A 16,621-nucleotide genomic window follows, 5' to 3' on the forward strand; every position below is an offset into this window, starting at 1 on the left:
TCGCGTCAGGGTTGGGTACGCGGAGCGAGGACCACGTCGATGAGCTCCGCACGGAACCGGGCCTCGTCGTAGGTCTTCTCGTCCGGGAGGAGGTGAAGCCGCGGCGGGGTGGTGGTCAGCAGCGCGTTGATGATCCCCAAGGGCTCGGGGTACTCGATTCGCACGGTGCCCGGCGGGAAGCCGTTCTCGCTCTGCCAGTGAGCCAGGTCATCACAGAACCGGTCATGTTCAGGCAACGCGATCGAGCGCGCCTGGGCTTCCGGCCAGACTTTCCACGACAGGTTGTACAGCCCATGAGCGGCAGGCCAGAACAGCTTCTCGAAAGGCCCGACGCCGGATTCGGACACCCGTGCGACCGCGGTGACGTACTGGTTCAACTGCGCCGAGGCTTCGTCCGGATCGCCGTCGAGCAGGGCGAGCAGGTATCTCATCTCCGCGTCATAGAGCCTCGGAAGCTTGCCATTCAGCAGGCGTTGCGCGCGCGCACGTGCTGACGGCACCACATCTTCACGTCCGTACCAGAGGGCCATGAACACGGTGACCATGGGTGCCCATGCGTCGTGATCCAGCAACTCCTCCGGCAGCAGCAGAGGCACTCGATCGAACATCCCGGCCGCCAACAGGCGTTTGACCGTGGCGTAGGCGAAGTCCGGGGTCGAGGCAGTCCAGTTCCGGCAGCTTTCGGCAGCGGCGATGTGGAACAGGGCATCGTTCAAGGCGGGCATGTCATCAGCCAGGAGAGCGTCGCGCGAGGTCAGTTTCCACGGAACCCGCAGGAGCCCGCGCCAGGTGTGGAGCTGCTCCGCCGTCGACTTACCTTTGCAGTACGTGTCGTAGATGCTCCGACAGGCTTCCAGGTACTCGGCCTCGTCGCGGTAGTGGCCCCGACCCTTCAGGCTGTCGTCGGCGCAGGCCTTCATGTACTGCTGCTTGTAGGTGTCGGAGATCACTGACGGCCCTTCGGAATCCTTCTGTCTGACCCCAGTCTCCCGCAGACCGGGCGTCTGCTCCGAAGAACGACGCCCCCACCTGATTCCGCAGGTGGGGGCGCGACATCGTGCGGCCGGTCAGAGCCACTTCTTGTACTTGAACACCCCGAAGAGGCCGACGGCGAAGGCGGCCATCGCGCCGATGGCCATCGGGTAGCCGAAGGCCCAGTGCAGCTCGGGCATCACGTCGAAGTTCATCCCGTACACGGTGCCGACGAGCGTCGGGGCGAAGATGATCGCCGCCCACGAGGAGATCTTCTTGATCTCGTCGTTCTGGGCGAGACCGGCCTCGGTCTGACGGCGGGCGACCAGCGCCGAGTGCACGGTCAGCGCGTTCTCGAGGATCGCCCGGAAGGAGTCGATCTTCTCGTTGACGCGGATCGTGTGGTCGAGCACATCGCGCAGGGAGCGCTGCAGCTCCTCGTCGATGCGGTACTTCTCCGACCCGCGACGCAGCCACTCCAGCATCCCGTTCAGCGGGTGCACCGCACGCTGGAAGTTGATGACCTCGCGGGAGAGCTCGTAGATGCGACGGGAGAGCGCGCTGTCGTCGTCGCCGTCGCCGAAGAGCTGGTCCTCGATCTCGTCGATGTCGTTCAGCAGCCCGGCCACGATCGGCTCGTACCCGTCGACGACCTCGTCGAGGATCGCGTAGAGCACGGCCTCCGGACCCATCGCGAGCAGCCCGGGGTTCGCCTCCATGCGGGCGCGCACGGCGGCGAGGTTGGGCGACTCGGCGTGCCGGATCGTCACCACGAAGTCGGGGCCGACGAACAGGTGCAGCTCGCCGAACTCGATCGACTCCTGCTCGTCGCGGTAGCGGGCGGGCCGCAGCACCGCGAACAGGGTGTCTCCGTAGCGCTCCACCTTCGAGCGCTGGTGTCCGGAGAGCGCGTCCTCGACGGCGAGCGGATGCAGGTCGAACTCGCGAGCGACGGACGCCACTTCCTCAGGGCTCGGCCGGTACAGGCCGATCCACGCGATTCCCCCGGCAGCGTCCAGCATCCGGTAGGTCTCGTCCAGGTTCTTGGGGGTCTCCACGCGACGTCCGTGGACGTACACGCCGTTGTCGATGAGCGCCATGATGCGGCTCCGTTCTCGCAGGTGCACGGCAGCAGAGAGCTCCGTGCGCGGATTCGTCAGGGGGCGGATGACGCCGCCGACGGCTGCGGAGAAGGACGTGCGAAAGCGGACCGGAAGGTCAACGCGCTAGCGCAGGGAGTCGCGACGCAGCGAAGGCGGCGTCGTAACTATCATCGGACATCGCCATCACCGCCTTTCGGGACTCTTCGGGGTCGAGCGACCCAACGGGTCAGCATACTCCTGCCACCTGGGCACCGAGCACAGGATGACGAAGTCGCGAGGGGATCTTCGGCGAGGTGTGACCTTCCGTGGGGCCGCGGACACTATGGAGTATGGAACCAGTGGATGATCGGGGCGTCTGGCAACAGGTGCTCGCGGGAGACGGCGATGCCTTCGGTATCGTCTGGGATCGGCATCGGGATCGCGTCTTCCGTCGTCTGCTGTCGGCGGGAAACGCTCCGTCCGATGCCGAGGACCTGACCGCCGCCGTGTTCCTGGAGCTCTGGCGGAAGCGGACCGGAGTGAGGTTCGTCGACGGATCCCTGCTGCCATGGCTCCTGGTGACGGCCCAGAACGTGCACCGCAACGCGAGCCGCGCTCGCCGCCGCTACCGGACCTTCCTCGAGCGGATCCCGCGCCCGGAGCACGCGCCCGACCCGGCGGAGCTGATCGCCGAGAAGGACTCCGCCCGCACCCGCCGGGTCCGCGAGGTGCTCGGCGCAGCCCGGGAGCAGGATCGCCACCTCGCGGTGCTGACCGCGCTCGAGGGGTTCACCATCCGGGAGGCGGCAGCGGCCGTCGGGATCAGCGAGCCGGCCGCGAAGATGCGGCTGTCCCGGCTCCGTGCCCGTCTCTCGTCCTCTTCCCCTGACCTGACGCCGACGGAAGGAAGCGCATCATGACTCCCTCGTTCTCCCCCGAGCGATCCGACGCCATCCGCGCGGAGCTGATCTCCACGGCGGCACGTGCCCGGCCGGCCCGACGACGGGGCCTGTGGGCCGTGTCGCTCGTGCTCGCCGGATCCCTCGCCGGAGCCGGCATCTCCACGGCTGCCTTCGCAGCGAGCGGATCGTTCTCCGCGCGGCAGGCTCCCCAGGCTCCCGCCGGGCAGCCGGTCCCTGACCTCGGCGAAGCCGTCACGGCGCCGCCGGGGACCGTGCCGGGCAGTCCCGTGATCTCGGTCCTCGGCGACCCGCACAGCATTCCCGTCGAGGGGGCCGTCACCTTCCCCCTCGACCACCGTCCGGAGGACGCGACGCACGTGCGGGTGACGCTCACGCTCACCGCGCCCGGAAAGGTCACCTGGGGCACCGACGCCGGTGGCGACAATCCGTCGTCGACCGCGTCCGCCGCCGATGTCGCGGCAGGGACCACCATGGCCTGGTACGACTTCCCGCTCGACGACACGACGCCGGATCTGACCTTCGCGACCTCGGGCGGGGCGACCGCGACCGCGACGATGCAGTACCTCACCTATGTGCCGACGCACCTCGGTGTGAACGAGCACGGCGAGACGTTCGGGGTCGAGGGTGGTCCGGACGGGGCGCCCGATCTCATCGCCGTGTCGGGTGTCGGGGATGACGGGACCGCGGTCGAGGGATACGCCTGGGCCGCGGAGCTCGACGCCTTCTCGCCCGATCACCCGACCCTGCCGAACAACCCCGAGGAAGCTCTCGAGTGGCAGGCGGAACGCGATGAGAAGTATCCGACGGGCTGGGACATCCGCATCTACGAGAGCGACGGACGCACCGACGTCGGCACCTTCCACATCGGCTAGTCCGGGCTAGCGCGATCCGGGCCTCCTCGGCCGTTCGCGTTATTGCAATATTCCGCCGCGTGCGGAACTATACAATTTCCCGAACGCAGGGTATGTTCGAGGGGCGCGGACGGATCGGCTCTCGCGGCGCGCAACAATCGCTGATCTTCGAGGGAAAGGCGCCATGACAGTTCCTGCTTCGGAAGCTCAGGTCCTCCGCGCGGTGATGGAGTTGATCCGAGAGAGGATTCCGTCTGGGTGGGCGCTGACGGCGGCCGCGTCGGACGGCGAGAGAAGCTCATCAGTGGATGCTGAGTTCGTCCTGTCTGCTCCGGACGGACGGACGGCGAAGGCCATCGTCGAGGTGAAGTCGGGTGCCCCAGCGGGGCGTCAGGCTGCTGGTACCGCACAGAAGCTTCGCGAGCGTGCCGATGCTGAACAGGCGCTGCCGGTGCTGCTCGCGCGTTACCTCGCGCCACAGGTGAGGGATGAACTCACACGGATCGGCGTCTCATACGGCGACGTGACCGGGAACATCATGCTCTCGGCCGTCGAGCCGGGGATCTTCCTTTCTGATCGCGGGGAGGACCGGGATCCGGCACGAAGCCCGGGGCGCCCGCGAGGGACGCTCAAGGGCGATCCCGCAGCGCGCGTGGTGCGGGCTCTGCTCGACTACTCACGTCAATGGAGGGTCAGGGATCTCATCGCAGAATCGGGTGCCTCGACCGGTGCCGCCTATCGAGTGCTCGACTATCTTGACCGTGAAGGGCTTGCCGATCGTGAAGATGGCTTGTGGTCCGTCCCGTCATGGGAGCGGCTGCTCCGTGCGTGGGCCGACGACTACAACTTTCTGGCCGAGAACACCGTGACTCGCTACATAGACCCCCGAGGTGTCGAGCACTTCCAAGAGTCACTTCAAGAGGGAAGCGTCCCATACGCGGTGACCGGTGCCGCAGCGTCGCGTGTATGGACGAGCGTCGCGCCCATTCGGTCGATCTTCGTCTACGTACCGGATGCGGGACGAGCATCGGAGCAGTGGGGCATACGGCCGACCGAAACCGGAGCGAACGTCGTGTTGCTGGAACCACGTTCAGCGAAGGCAGTGGCATTCGAACGCGCGAGGACCTTCGCGGAGGGCTTCTGGCACGTTGCGCCGGCGCAGGTTGCCACCGACCTTCTGAACGGCCCTGGGCGGGATCCGCAAGAAGCGGAAGAGCTGATCCGCTGGATGCGTGACAACGAGCCTGAATGGCGGTTGGCATGAATCCAGAGATCGTGCGCGCTCGAAGGGGACTCCTGGATGCGCTCGCAGCGCTGGGCCGACACCGGTCTTCAGCAGTTCTTGTCGGCGCGCAAGCCATCTATCTCCGGACGGGGCGCGCGGAGGTGGCGCTTGCAGAGTTCACGACCGACGCAGACCTGGCGATCGACCCCAGGGAGCTGCATCCGGATCCGCTTCTCGAAGAAGCGCTCGCCGCTGCCGGACTCATGCGCGACGTCCTCAATCCGAACCCCGGAGCTTGGGTGTCAGCGAGTGGTGTCCCCGTCGACCTGATGGTTCCCGACGCGGTGGCGGGCGCAGGGCGCCGCGGAGCCACGGTCCCACCGCACGACCGCGGTGCGATGCGCAGGACGGTGGGCCTCGAAGCGGCCCTGGTGGACAACTCGTTGATGACCGTCGACGCGTTGGAGGACGGGGACGATCGCTCGTTCGAGGTCCGAGTTGCGGGAAATGCTGCGCTGATCGTCGCCAAGCTCCACAAGATCGAGGAACGTCGCTCTGACCAACGGAGACGCCAGGATAAGGACGCGCACGACATCTATCGGATCCTGGTGTCCACGTCGACTGCCGAGCTGACATCAGACCTGGAGAGGCTGCTTACCCAGGACCTGAGCCGTCCTTCGACGGAACGTGCACTTGTGTTGCTGAACGAGCTCTTCGCGGGTGGGCCGGATTCGGTGGGGGCCGAGATGGCGGGGCGCGCGGAGTCGGGGATCGGCGACCCGGCCCAGACCTCTCTTGCGGCGAGCATCCTCGCGGAAGACCTCGTCGCGTTCTTCTGAGGTGACGGGGTGCGGATGCGCTCGTGGCTAGTCCGGGCTAGTCGAGGGCGACGACCTCGCCGCCGCGCGCCGCCGACGCCTGGGCGGCCTTGGCGATCTCGACCGTGCGGATGCCGACGCCGGCATCCGGCTGCGGCTGTCGACCGGCACGGACGGCGCGGACGAACTCGTCGAGCAGCAGCGCGTCGAGGTCGGCCCCGACCGGGTTCCAGGTCTCGCCGTGCGCATCGTGCCCGGCGACCCCCTTGGCGAAGGGACTGACCGTGACCGTGCCGCGCTCGGCGACGACCTGCAGGGTGAGCCCGCCCCACGTGGCCGAGCTCATCGGCCAGCTCCAGGAGCAGTCGATCGTGGCGATGACCCCACTCGGATACTGGATCGTGACGAGCCCGCCGGTCTCGACCTCGAGGTCGCGCTCGGCGTGCAGGATGCTGTTGGAGACGGCGCGGACGGTCTGGGCTCGCTCGCCCAGCAGCTCGTCGAGCAGGTCGGCGCTGTGCACGACGTGGTCGACCAGGGCGCCCCCGCCCGCGAGCTCGGGGTCGGTGAACCAGGCCCGGTCCTGCGGGAGCTTGCCGTTGTTGATGCCCGTGACGCCGAGCACCCGTCCGAGGCGGCCGCTGCGCAGCTCGGCGATCGCGTCGCGCACGCTCGGCGCGAAGCGCACCGGGTACGCCACCATCAGGATCACACCGGCGCGCTCGCACGCCTCGCGCATGGCGATCGCGTCTTCGACCGTCGTCGCCAGCGGCTTCTCGCACAACACGTGCACTCCGGCGGCGGCCGCGCGCTCGACGAGGGCGCGGTGGCGGGAGTTCTCGGCGGCGATGACGACCGCATCCGGCTTCCAGGCGAAGGCCTCGTCGTAGGTCTCGACGTAGGCGACACCCAGCTCGGCGGCGAGGGCGGCACCGCGCGGTGCGTCGTCGGGGGCCGCGGCGCCGTCGGGGTCGGCGGCGATCAGCTCGATGCCCGGCATCGCCTTCAGCGCGTGCACGTAGCTCAGGGCATGCGTGTGCGCGAACGACAGGACGGCGATCCGCAGCGGGGCGGGAGCGGTCATCGGGCGGCCTCCTCGGCGATGGCGGTGGAGCGTTCGGGGGAGGGGAGGGCGATCGGTGCACCGGCGGCGATCGAGGCATACGCGGCCTCGGCCACGGCGACGGCCTCGATCCCGTCCGCCGGGCTGACCCGGGCGTCGCGCCCCTCGCGCAGCGCCGCGACGAAGTCGACGATCTCGGCGTAGTACGGGCTCTCCTGCGGCGACATCGGCGGCAGGTAGTCGGTGTCGCCCTCGGGGAGCACCGCGTCCGTGCGCTGCGCGTTGTCCTCGGCGCTGTCGTAGCGCAGCCGTCCCTCGGAGCCGGAGACCTCGACGCTCGTGCGGAACGGCATGCCGGGCGCGACCCAGCTGCCGTGGATGTGGCTGATGACGCCGTTGCGATGCGTGAGCACGAGGTGCGAGGTCACCGGCGCGGGCACCCGGTCATCGACCGTCGGCGGATTCTGCACCGCGTAGACCGTGGCCACCGGCCCGGCGAACCAGACCGCCTGGTCGATGTCGTGGATCATCAGGTCGCGGATGACGCCGCCGCCGGTGCTCTCCGAGAAGAACCACGGCGTCTGCGGTGCGGAGCCGGCCCGGCTGAACCGCTGCACCGCGAGCGTGCCCACGTGTCCCGCCTCGATGCCGGCCTTGATCTGGGCGTACTCGCCCATGTAGCGCACCACGTGGGCGGGGAAGAGCCGCACGCCGGCGTCTTCGGCAGCGCGCGCGACCGTGGCCGCGGCCTCGGCGGTCGCCGCGAGCGGCTTCTCGCAGATCACGTCGCGCCCCCGGGCGATCGCGCGCAGAGCGAAGTCGGCGTGCGTGCTGCTCGGCGTCACGATGTCGACGATGTCGACGAGCTCGATGAGGGTGTCGACGTCGGCGACGAGCTCGAACCCGTACTCCTCCGCGATCTCCTCGGCTCCGGCGAGCGACGTCACGTACCCCTCGGCGCCGAGTGCGCGCCAGGCATCGGCGTGCACACGCGAGATCCCGCCCGCGCCGATGAGTCCGACCTTCAACGTGCTCACTGCTTCTCCTCGGTGTTGTCGCTGGCGGTGTCGTCCGCCGCAGCGGGTTCGTGCGGCAGCGGGGTGATCGGCGGGGCCGGCATGTCCTCGATGCCGTAGATCTCGGCGGCGTGCCGCTGGAACGCATGCACCACGGCGCCGTGGGCCGCGGCCTCCGCGCCCAGGCGGGCCTCCGCGATCGGCACCTGAAACGGCAGGCCGAGGTGCGCGGGGAGCGCCGCCCGCAGCGGGTCGAGCAGCTGCTCGTGCGCCGCGGAGAGCCCGCCGCCGATCACGATCATCGCCGGGTCGACCGTCATGGTCAGGGTCGCGATCCCGTGCGCGAGCTCGTCGATGAAGCCGTCGAGCTCCTGCTGGGCCGCGCCGTCGCCGCCGCGAGCCATCGCGAAGACCTCGGCGGCGGTCGCTGCGGTGCGCCATGAGATCTGCCCGGTCTCGGTGTTCAGCCCGCGGAAGGCCAGGCGGCCGATGTCGCCGGCGGCGTTGTGGATGCCGCGGCGCGGACGACCGCCGAGGATGAGTCCCATCGCGATGCGGTTGCCGACCGAGAGGTAGATGACGTCGTCCACGAGCTGCGCGACACCGAGGTGGTGCTCCGCGACCGCGGCCAGGCGCACGCCGTTGTCGACGGCGACGGGGCAGCCGAACGCCTGCCGCAGCTGCGAGCCGATGTCGATGCCCGACCACTCCGGGATCACGACCGACGTGGTCACCCGGCCGGAGTCGTCGACGATGCCGGGGAGCGAGACCCCGACCGCGCGCACCTTCGACGCCGGGATCGAGACCGCGGCGAGCGTGCGTCGCACATCGTCGATCACCGCGGCGAGCTTCGAGGCGCCGTCGGGCTGCGCGGCGACGCCGGAGTAGCTGCGCTGCGCGATCACGAGTCCGGCGAGATCCGCCAGCACGACGCGGACGCTGGCGACCCCGATGTCGACGCCGACCACGGTCCCCGCAGCCGCATGGAAGGAGTAGCGGCGAGCCGGCCGCCCGGCGCCGCCGCCGTTCTGCACGGGGGCGTCGACGATGAGGCCGGATTCGCCCAGGGCGGTCACGGCGTTCTCGACGGAGGTGCGGGAGATCTCGAGCGAACGCGACAGGTCGTTGACGGTCGCGGGACCCGTGTCGCGCAGCTGCAGGGCGGATCGCGCAACGATCGAGAGTGGACTGGTCACGGCCATGTGCTGTCCCTTCTTCTTCTCCGTCGTCGGGTGCGATCAAATTAGCACACCGAATTCTCAGATCAAGCTTTGATGTTCTCGAACGGGAAACACGCCTGAAACAAGCCTCTGCGAACTTGTACTTGACGAATTATCCCATCCCAGTGTCATAATGAACCGTACTCAGCACGGTTCAAGCAAAGGAGCACCATGCGCGTCAGCAAGTTCATCGGCGTCGCCGCGGGAGTCGCGGCCGCCACCCTGTTGGCCGGATGTTCGGCCGGCGGAGGCAGCACCGCAGAGGGTGAGCAGGACATCACGGTCTGGCTCTACCCCGTCATCGCCGATGAGGCGGTGCACAAGGACTTCTGGGACTCGACGATCGCCGACTTCGAGAAGAAGAACGAGAACATCAACGTCACCTACGAGATCTTCCCGTGGGCGAACCGCGACGAGGCGCTCCAGACCGCGATCGCGGCGGGCAAGGGCCCGGATGTCGTGTACCTCGTCCCCGACCAGCTCGCGGCATACCAGAAGTCGATCCTGCCGCTCGATGACCTGCTGAGCGAGGAGCGCCAGGGCGACCTGCTGCCGAACGTGAAGAAGTCGGTCACGCTCGACGGCGACATCCTCGGCGCCCCCATGCTCACCAGCGCCCAGCCCCTCATCTGCAACGCGGCCGCGTTCGAGGCCGCCGGCGTCACCGAGTACCCCGAGACCTGGGACGACATCGCCGAGATGGCCCCGAAGTTCACGGCGAAGGGCATGTACGCCCTGAACTACCCGGCCTCCGCCGAGAACACCCTGAACCTCACCTACTACCCCCTGCTCTGGCAGGCCGGTGGCGAGGTCTACACGAAGGACGGCGACGTCGGCTTCGACAGCAAGGCCGGCGTGAAGGCGCTCACGTTCCTGACCGACCTGGCCGAGGCGGGTGCCCTCGACCCCGAGGCGCTCACCACCAACGTCCCGCTCGAGCAGACGGCCGTCGCCCAGGGCAAGGTCGCCTGCACGTGGAACAACGCGGTCCCCGAGGTCCTGCCCTTCTGGGGCGAGGAGAACGTCAAGGTCCTCGCACCGCTGACCGAGAAGGAGACCGTGGCCTACGGCACGGTCGGCTCGCTCTCGGTGCTCAAGGGCTCCAAGTCGCAGGAGGCCGCGGCGAAGTTCGCCGAGTACGCCACCGGCGCCGAGGTCGTCGAGCCGTACCTGAAGGCGGCGGGCTACTTCTCCGCTCTCAGCACCACCGAGCCGCTCTACGCGGACGACCCGCTGCTCGGCGAGGTCGAGAAGTACGTCCCGGACACCACGGTCGGCGAGCTGAACGCGTCGTCGCGTGCGCTGATGGGTGTGCTGGCTCCCGAGATCCAGGCCGCTCTCCTCGGGGACAAGTCTCCGGAGGACGCGCTGAAGGATGCCGCGACCGCTGCGGCACCGCTCATCAAGAAGTAAGCAGCACCGGGGGCGTGCGGAGCCCGAACTCCGCACGCTCCCGTTCCCTTCACTCCCCCACGTGAGGAATCACTGATGACGACGGCAACCACGGCCGAGAGGCCCGCAGGGCGGGTCGCACGGGTGCTCGCACGGCGAGAGGCGCGGGTCGCCTTCCTGTTCGTGCTCCCCGCGTTCCTCCTCTTCATCGCCTTCCGCTTCGGCCCCAGCATCGTCGGCGTCGCCCTGAGCTTCTTCGACTACGACATCACCGGCGAGATCTCGTGGCGTGGCCTCGACCACTTCCAGCGCATGATCGCCGACCCGCTGTTCTGGCGGGCGATGGGCACCACGCTGATCTACACGGTGTTCGCGGTGCCGATCGCGCTCGTGCTCTCCACCGTGATGGCGCTCGGCGTGCGCCGCGCCTTCCGGGGTGCGCGCTTCTTCCGCTCGATCTTCTTCCTCCCCGTCATCACCTCGCTCGTGCTGGCCGGATCGATCTTCGTCTGGATCTTCTCCGCCAACGGTCCCTGGTCGGCGCTGATGACCCCGCTGGGTCTCGGCGGGTCCTGGCTCGGCAGCACCGTGCTCGTCATCCCGGCCATCATCGTCGTCGGCGTCTGGTCGCGGTTCGGCTACGGGATGATGATCCTCATCGCCGCGCTGCAGGACGTGCCGCGCGAGCTCGAAGAGGCCGCCCTGGTCGACGGTGCCAACGCCTGGCAGCGGTTCCGGTACATCATCCTCCCGGTGCTGCGCCCGACGTTCTTCTTCCTCGCGGTGATCGAGACGACCGCCGCGTTCCAGGTCTTCGACGTCATCTACGTGATGACCCAGGGCGGGCCGGCGAACGCCAGCTACTCCCTCGTCTACATGCTGTACGACCAGGGCTTCCGCTACTTCGACTACGGCTACGCGGCCGCCATCGGTGTGGCCCTGTTCGTCATGACCCTCGTCGTCGCGCTCATCCAGCGCCTGGTGATCGGAAAGCAGAAATGACCGCTCTGTTGCAGCCTCCGACACAGCCGCCGACGCAGTCCCCGGTGATGCCGCCGAAGATGTCGACCAAGCAGCGCCGCGCCTACCGTGCGCTTCAGCCCACCGGGTGGGGGATCGTCGGCCGCTGGGTCTGGCTGAGCCTCGCCGGCCTCCTCAGCTTCTTCCCCTTCTACGCGATGGTAGTGCTGAGCCTGAAGCCCGGCATGGTCGTCGAGCTCCCCGGGTCCCTGCTGCCCTGGAAGGACATCTCCTTCGACGCCTACGAGCAGGTGCTCGCGGGACAGAACATCCTCGGCTGGCTCGGCAACACCCTCATCTACTCGCTCGTCTCGGTCGTCGCGGTGCTGTTCCTCTCGGCGCTCGCGGGCTACGCCTTCGCGAAGAAGCGCTTCCGCGGCAAGGAGGTGATGTTCTGGTCGTTCCTCGCGATGGTGATGGTCCCGTTCCACGTCACCCTCATCCCGACGTTCATCCTGATGGCGAACCTCGGCGGCGTCGACACGTACTGGGGTCTGATCCTCCCGTCGCTCGCGAACGCGCAGGCCGTGTTCCTGATGCGGCAGTTCATCTCGGGGCTGCCCGACGAGCTGTTCGAGGCCGCCCGCATCGACGGCGCCGGAGAGTTCCGCATCTTCCTGCGGATCGTGCTGCCGCTGTGCAAGCCGATCCTCGCGACCCTCGGCATCTTCGTCTTCCTGTGGCACTGGAACGACTTCCTGTGGCCGCTCATCATCGCGAAGTCCAACGCGATGTTCACACTCACCGTCGGCATCTCGTCGCTGCAGCAGCAGAACGTCCCGCTGAGCACCATGCTCGCCGGATCCGTCGTCGCGCTGCTGCCCATCTTCCTCGCGTACCTCATCGCTCAGCGGTACGTGCAGGAGGGCGTGGCCGGTACGGGCATCAAGGGCTGAGAAGAAGGGAAAGCACCACGTGACTCAGCACCAGTTCAGTTCAGAGGCGGAGCTCGAGGAGGCGCTCGCGACACCGAGCGCCGGCCTGATCGAAGACCTCTCCCGCGGCTCGGGCGACCTCGTGATCCTCGGGGCGGGCGGCAAGATGGGCCCGACCCTGGCGATGCTCGCACGGCGCGGGATGGATGCCGCCGGCCGTCAGGACGACGCGGTCTACGCCGTGTCCCGCTTCGGCGACGCCGCGATCCGCGAGCGCCTGGAGACCGCAGGGGTGAAGGTCGTCCCGTTCGACCTGATCGAGAACGACGATTTCTCCGCGCTGCCGGACGCCCCGAACGTGGTGTTCATGGTCGGCGCGAAGTTCGGCGCCGCGACCAACGCCTCCTGGGCGTGGGAGGTCAACGCCGCTCTGCCCGACCGCGTGGCCCGCCGCTACCGCGACAGCGCGATCTCGGTGCTGTCGACCGGCAACGTCTACCCCTTCCTCCCCGCCTCCTCAGGAGGAGCGGCCGAAGAGGTCCAGCCCGCTCCCATCGGCGAGTACGCGCAGTCGTGCCTCGGTCGCGAGCGCGTGTTCGAGTTCGGAGCGCAGGAGCGCGGCACGAAGGTCGCGATCATCCGCCTGAACTACGCGGTCGACCTGCGCTACGGCGTGCTCGCCGACATCGGCAGCGCCGTGCACGCGGGCGAGCCCGTGTCGGTCGCCACCGCCAACGTCAACGTGATCTGGCAGGGCTACGCCAACGAGGTCGTCCTGCGCAGCCTCGTGCACGCCTCGACCGCGCCGTTCACGATCAACCTGACCGGCCCCGAGCTGCTGAGCGTCGAGTCCATCGCCCGCCGCTTCGGCACGCTGTTCGACCGCGAGATCACGATCGTCGACGAGCCCCAGCCGACCGCGCTGCTCAGCGACGCACGCCGCTGCATGGCCCTGTTCGGCTACCCGTCCGTCTCGGCCGAGACGCTGATCGGGATGCAGGCCGACTGGATCGAGAAGGGCCTCCCCATGATCGCCAAGCCCACCAAGTGGGCCGTGCGGGACGGGAAGTTCTGATGCCCGTCCCCACCCTGCGACCGGAAGCCGCCGCGACCCTCGCCCGCGGTGCGGTGATCCCGGCGCACCCGCTCGCGCTCACCGCCGAGCGGCGCATCGACGAGCGTCGCCAGCGGGCCCTCTCCCGCTACTACCTCGACGCCGGCGCCGGAGGCCTCGCCGTCGGGGTGCACACCACCCAGTTCGAGATCCGCGATCCGGAGCACGCCCTGTTCGAGCCGGTGCTCGCGCTCGCGGCGGAGGAGATGGATGCCCGCGGCGATGCGCGTCTCGTGCGCATCGCCGGAGTGGCCGGTGACACCGCCCAGGCCGTGGCCGAAGCCGAGCTCGCACGCTCGCTGGGCTACGACGCCGTGCTGGTGAGTCCCCGCGTCGCGGGCGCCGACGAGCGTGCCCTGCTCGAACGCGCCCGCGCCGTCGGCGAGGTGCTGCCGCTCGTCGGCTTCTACCTGCAGACCGCGATCGGCGGCCCCGTGCTCGACCGCGACTTCTGGCGCGAGTTCGCGTCCATCCCCGCGGTCGTCGCGGTCAAGGCCGCCCCCTTCGACCGCTACCGCACGCTCGAGCTGGTGCGCGGGGTCGCCGCGTCCGGACGTGCCGATGAGATCGCCCTCTACACCGGCAACGACGATGCGATCGTGGCCGACCTGCTCTCCGAGTTCCACGTGGATTCGCCGTCGGGCGCGCGCACGCTGCGCTTCGTCGGGGGGCTGCTCGGCCAGTGGGCGGTCGGCACGCGTGCCGCGGTCACGCTGCTCGAACGCGCACAGCGCGCGATGGCCGGGGATGCCGAGGCCTACCGCGAGCTCGGGCTCCTCGCCTCCGACATGGTCGACGTCAACCAGGCCGTGTTCGACCCGGGCAACGACTTCCACGGCGTGATCGCCGGTGTGCACGAGGTGCTGCGTCAGCAGGGGCTGCTCGAGGGCATCTGGTGCCTCGACCCCGCGGAGGGGCTCTCGCCCGGGCAGGCCGAGGAGATCGAGCGGATGCGCCACGCGTACCCCTCCCTGAACGACGACGCCTTCATCGCCGAGAACCTCGAGGCCTGGCTGCGATGAGCGCCAGGACCAGCGCACCGACCTTGGTCGCGGTCGTCTCGGAGGAGCTCTTCGCGGAGTTCTTCTCGACGGACGATGCCGCGCGGCTGCGGGCTGCCGCCGAGCGGTCGGGCGGGACGTTCGTGCGGGTCGACCGGCTCGCGGATGCCGCGCTCGCGGAGGCGCGGATCGTCGTCACGAGCTGGGGCGTGGGCCCCTTCGACGCCACGGTGCTCGCGACGCTGCCGAAGCTCGAGCTGATCGCACACACGGGCGCGACGATCAAACCCTTCGCGACCGATGAGCTGTTCGACCGCGGCGTCGTGGTCACCCAGGCCGGCGCGGGGATGGCGCGGTCCGTCGCGGAGGTGTCGCTGACCTTCACCCTCGCCCTGCTGCACCGGGTGCCGGAGATGCACAACGCGCTCCGGGCGGGCGACGGCTGGCACGACGCGGAGGCCGTGGGCGTGCAGCACGAGATCCTCGGATCGCCCATCGCCGTGATCGGCGCCTCGCGCACCGGACGCGCCTACCTCGAACTGATCCGCGCGCTCGGGGCCGAGCCGCTGCTGGTCGACCCCACCATCGACGCCGACACCGCCACGGCCCTCGGCGCCGAACTCGTGCCGCTCGATGAGGCCCTGCGCCGCGCGCAGATCGTCGCCGTCCACGCCCCCACCCTCCCTGAGACGCACCACCTGATCGGTCGCCGTGAGCTCGCCCTGATGCGCGACGGCGCGGGGCTCGTGAACACGGCGCGCTCCTGGCTGGTCGACGAGGCCGCGCTCCTCGAGGAGGTGCAGCGGGGTCGGCTCAGCGCCGCGGTCGACGTGTTCGACGAGGAGCCGTTCGCCGCCGACAGTCCTTTCCGTGCGCTCCCCGGCGTCCTGGTCACCCCGCACCGGGCGGCCGGCACGAGGCAGGGACGGCTGCGTCAGGGGCGGATCGTCGCCGATGAGCTCGACGCCTTCATCGAGGGCCGACCGCTCTCGCACGCCGTCGACCGCGACCAGCTGTCCTCGATGGCATGACCGGGTCGGCGCCGCGGTGCTCGCTGACGCGCACCGCCGGGGGAGCAGGGGACGAGCGGTGAGCGCGCCGACCGTCCGGTTGGCACGCGCCGGGGACGTCGCCGGACTCACCGCACTGTGGGCGACGGCGTTCACGCCTCCGCTCCGTCCCGACCAGTGGCTCCTCGACGACGAGCGCCTCGCGCACACGTTCGTCGCCGAGGACGCGGAGGGTATCTGCGGCTCGATCCACGGCCTGCCCAAGCGACTGCGCGAAGACGGAGGCGGTGTCGCTGCGGTGCATGCGATCGGGAGCGTCGCGGTCGCCGAGCGCGCCCGGGGTCACGGCCTCGCGCGTCAGCTGGTCGCCGCGAGCATGGACGCCGGGAGGGATGCCGGTGCCGACTGGGCGCTGCTGTTCACGGGCACACCGGACGTGTACCGCTCCAGCGGTTTCGAGACCTTCTCGATGCCCCGCACCCTGACCGGGCGCTGGGTGGCTCCGACGCTCGCCGGGGCGCCCGATCGGGTGGTGCGCGAGACCGTGGGCCCCGGAGCGATGGGTCCGCTGCGAACGGTGTACGCGGACTCGCGTGAGGGACGGGTGGTCCTCGCGCCGGTGCGGAGCGACCGTGACTGGGCGATGGCGGAGGTGCGGCTGGGCGGCGCGACCCTGTACCGACGGAGCGAGGGCTCGACGACCCTCGGCTACGCGGTCGCCGACATCGACGGCGAGGTCGGCACGCTCCTGGAGTGCGCCGTGACCCGCGACGCCGAGCATGCACCGGGTGTGCACGCCGACCTCCTCGCCGCCGTCGCCGCGGACTGGGCGACCGCCCGGGTGAGGTCCTGCGATCTGGCGGTCCCCGCCGTGCCGGAGGAGGAGCACGCCCTGCGGGCCTTCGCGCCCGACGCCGTTCGGCAGGACGATCGCACCGGGATGATCCGTCCGCTGCGGCGGGCGGCCCGACTGCACGGCATCCGCCACTTCACGGCGGCCGACTACTTCTGAGCATCCGCTCGGAGAACAGCACTGGGG

16 protein-coding genes are annotated in these 16,621 nt (G+C 69.4%); 11 read left to right on the forward strand and 5 right to left on the reverse strand.

Annotation, left to right across the window (positions count from 1 at the left end; translation table 11 throughout):
* Nucleotides 1-5: 5 nt before the first annotated feature.
* Together AC07VM_RS08285 and AC07VM_RS08290 are read right to left on the reverse strand one after the other, a co-directional pair.
* A complete protein-coding gene (locus AC07VM_RS08285; protein ID WP_494910660.1) occupies nucleotides 6-950 on the reverse strand; it encodes a hypothetical protein in 945 nt (314 codons plus the stop codon).
* Between the two features lie 117 nt (nucleotides 951-1,067).
* Nucleotides 1,068-2,072, reverse strand: a complete 1,005-nt coding sequence (locus AC07VM_RS08290; RefSeq protein ID WP_267416780.1) for a magnesium and cobalt transport protein CorA — start codon at nucleotides 2,070-2,072, stop codon at nucleotides 1,068-1,070.
* Nucleotides 2,073-2,404: 332 nt separating this feature from the next.
* Between AC07VM_RS08290 and AC07VM_RS08295 the strand changes: the two genes are divergently transcribed.
* The 4 genes from AC07VM_RS08295 to AC07VM_RS08310 all read left to right on the forward strand — a co-directional run bounded on the left by AC07VM_RS08295 (nucleotide 2,405) and on the right by AC07VM_RS08310 (nucleotide 5,892).
* The gene (locus AC07VM_RS08295; RefSeq protein WP_494910661.1) at nucleotides 2,405-2,974 is read left to right on the forward strand and encodes an RNA polymerase sigma factor; all 570 of its coding nucleotides are present in this window, start codon (nucleotides 2,405-2,407) and stop codon (nucleotides 2,972-2,974) included.
* Nucleotides 2,971-3,849, forward strand: a complete 879-nt coding sequence (locus tag AC07VM_RS08300; RefSeq protein ID WP_494910662.1) for a hypothetical protein — start codon at nucleotides 2,971-2,973, stop codon at nucleotides 3,847-3,849. Before AC07VM_RS08295 ends, AC07VM_RS08300 begins: the two co-directional genes overlap by 4 nt.
* Before the next feature lie 283 nt (nucleotides 3,850-4,132).
* Nucleotides 4,133-5,092, forward strand: a complete 960-nt coding sequence (locus tag AC07VM_RS08305) for a hypothetical protein (RefSeq protein ID WP_494910663.1) — start codon at nucleotides 4,133-4,135, stop codon at nucleotides 5,090-5,092.
* Nucleotides 5,089-5,892, forward strand: coding sequence for a GSU2403 family nucleotidyltransferase fold protein (locus tag AC07VM_RS08310; protein WP_494910664.1), 804 nt, complete (start codon nucleotides 5,089-5,091; stop codon nucleotides 5,890-5,892). The genes AC07VM_RS08305 and AC07VM_RS08310 overlap by 4 nt, the downstream gene beginning before the upstream one ends.
* Nucleotides 5,893-5,929: 37 nt before the next feature.
* On the opposite strand, the gene AC07VM_RS08315 is transcribed toward AC07VM_RS08310, so the two are convergent.
* From AC07VM_RS08315 to AC07VM_RS08325, 3 genes are read right to left on the reverse strand one after another with little or no spacing between them, the layout of a single operon-like run.
* On the reverse strand, nucleotides 5,930-6,955 hold the full coding sequence (locus tag AC07VM_RS08315) for a Gfo/Idh/MocA family protein (RefSeq protein WP_494910665.1): 1,026 nt from the start codon (nucleotides 6,953-6,955) through the stop codon (nucleotides 5,930-5,932).
* On the reverse strand, nucleotides 6,952-7,971 hold the full coding sequence (locus AC07VM_RS08320; protein ID WP_494910666.1) for a Gfo/Idh/MocA family protein: 1,020 nt from the start codon (nucleotides 7,969-7,971) through the stop codon (nucleotides 6,952-6,954). The genes AC07VM_RS08315 and AC07VM_RS08320 overlap by 4 nt, the downstream gene beginning before the upstream one ends.
* Nucleotides 7,968-9,152, reverse strand: a complete 1,185-nt coding sequence (locus AC07VM_RS08325; RefSeq protein WP_494910667.1) for an ROK family protein — start codon at nucleotides 9,150-9,152, stop codon at nucleotides 7,968-7,970. The genes AC07VM_RS08320 and AC07VM_RS08325 overlap by 4 nt, the downstream gene beginning before the upstream one ends.
* Before the next feature lie 189 nt (nucleotides 9,153-9,341).
* Here AC07VM_RS08325 and AC07VM_RS08330 point away from each other — a divergent pair, with 189 nt between their 5' ends.
* The 7 genes from AC07VM_RS08330 to AC07VM_RS08360 all read left to right on the forward strand — a co-directional run bounded on the left by AC07VM_RS08330 (nucleotide 9,342) and on the right by AC07VM_RS08360 (nucleotide 16,594).
* A complete protein-coding gene (locus AC07VM_RS08330; RefSeq protein ID WP_267416786.1) occupies nucleotides 9,342-10,583 on the forward strand; it encodes an ABC transporter substrate-binding protein in 1,242 nt (413 codons plus the stop codon).
* 75 nt (nucleotides 10,584-10,658) lie between these two features.
* Nucleotides 10,659-11,564 (forward strand): carbohydrate ABC transporter permease, encoded by a 906-nt coding sequence (locus tag AC07VM_RS08335; protein ID WP_267416787.1) that lies wholly within the window; start codon nucleotides 10,659-10,661, stop codon nucleotides 11,562-11,564.
* Complete coding sequence (locus AC07VM_RS08340) at nucleotides 11,561-12,478, forward strand: carbohydrate ABC transporter permease (protein WP_267416788.1); 918 nt, start codon at nucleotides 11,561-11,563, stop codon at nucleotides 12,476-12,478. The genes AC07VM_RS08335 and AC07VM_RS08340 overlap by 4 nt, the downstream gene beginning before the upstream one ends.
* Nucleotides 12,479-12,497: 19 nt before the next feature.
* Entirely contained in the window at nucleotides 12,498-13,532 is a 1,035-nt protein-coding gene (locus AC07VM_RS08345; RefSeq protein WP_494910668.1) for an NAD-dependent epimerase/dehydratase family protein, read from the forward strand.
* Nucleotides 13,532-14,593, forward strand: coding sequence for a dihydrodipicolinate synthase family protein (locus AC07VM_RS08350; protein WP_494910669.1), 1,062 nt, complete (start codon nucleotides 13,532-13,534; stop codon nucleotides 14,591-14,593). The genes AC07VM_RS08345 and AC07VM_RS08350 overlap by 1 nt, the downstream gene beginning before the upstream one ends.
* Complete coding sequence (locus AC07VM_RS08355; RefSeq protein ID WP_494910670.1) at nucleotides 14,590-15,603, forward strand: hydroxyacid dehydrogenase; 1,014 nt, start codon at nucleotides 14,590-14,592, stop codon at nucleotides 15,601-15,603. Before AC07VM_RS08350 ends, AC07VM_RS08355 begins: the two co-directional genes overlap by 4 nt.
* A gap of 58 nt (nucleotides 15,604-15,661) precedes the next feature.
* Nucleotides 15,662-16,594, forward strand: a complete 933-nt coding sequence (locus tag AC07VM_RS08360) for a GNAT family N-acetyltransferase (protein ID WP_494910671.1) — start codon at nucleotides 15,662-15,664, stop codon at nucleotides 16,592-16,594.
* Nucleotides 16,595-16,621: the final 27 nt, after the last annotated feature.

The sequence above is a fragment of the Microbacterium sp. GW821-FHT01D02 genome (assembly GCF_059422585.1).

Excerpts from the sequence above, each read along its gene's own strand:
- AC07VM_RS08290 (WP_267416780.1), bottom strand. The coding sequence starts at position 2,072 with ATGGCGCTCATCGACAACGGCGTGTACGTCCACGGACGTCGCGTGGAG.
- AC07VM_RS08295 (WP_494910661.1), top strand. The coding sequence starts at position 2,405 with ATGGAACCAGTGGATGATCGGGGCGTCTGGCAACAGGTGCTCGCGGGA.
- AC07VM_RS08300 (WP_494910662.1), top strand. The coding sequence starts at position 2,971 with ATGACTCCCTCGTTCTCCCCCGAGCGATCCGACGCCATCCGCGCGGAG.
- AC07VM_RS08310 (WP_494910664.1), top strand. The coding sequence starts at position 5,089 with ATGAATCCAGAGATCGTGCGCGCTCGAAGGGGACTCCTGGATGCGCTC.
- AC07VM_RS08315 (WP_494910665.1), bottom strand. The coding sequence starts at position 6,955 with ATGACCGCTCCCGCCCCGCTGCGGATCGCCGTCCTGTCGTTCGCGCAC.
- AC07VM_RS08325 (WP_494910667.1), bottom strand. The coding sequence starts at position 9,152 with ATGGCCGTGACCAGTCCACTCTCGATCGTTGCGCGATCCGCCCTGCAG.
- AC07VM_RS08330 (WP_267416786.1), top strand. The coding sequence starts at position 9,342 with ATGCGCGTCAGCAAGTTCATCGGCGTCGCCGCGGGAGTCGCGGCCGCC.
- AC07VM_RS08335 (WP_267416787.1), top strand. The coding sequence starts at position 10,659 with ATGACGACGGCAACCACGGCCGAGAGGCCCGCAGGGCGGGTCGCACGG.
- AC07VM_RS08340 (WP_267416788.1), top strand. The coding sequence starts at position 11,561 with ATGACCGCTCTGTTGCAGCCTCCGACACAGCCGCCGACGCAGTCCCCG.
- AC07VM_RS08350 (WP_494910669.1), top strand. The coding sequence starts at position 13,532 with ATGCCCGTCCCCACCCTGCGACCGGAAGCCGCCGCGACCCTCGCCCGC.
- AC07VM_RS08355 (WP_494910670.1), top strand. The coding sequence starts at position 14,590 with ATGAGCGCCAGGACCAGCGCACCGACCTTGGTCGCGGTCGTCTCGGAG.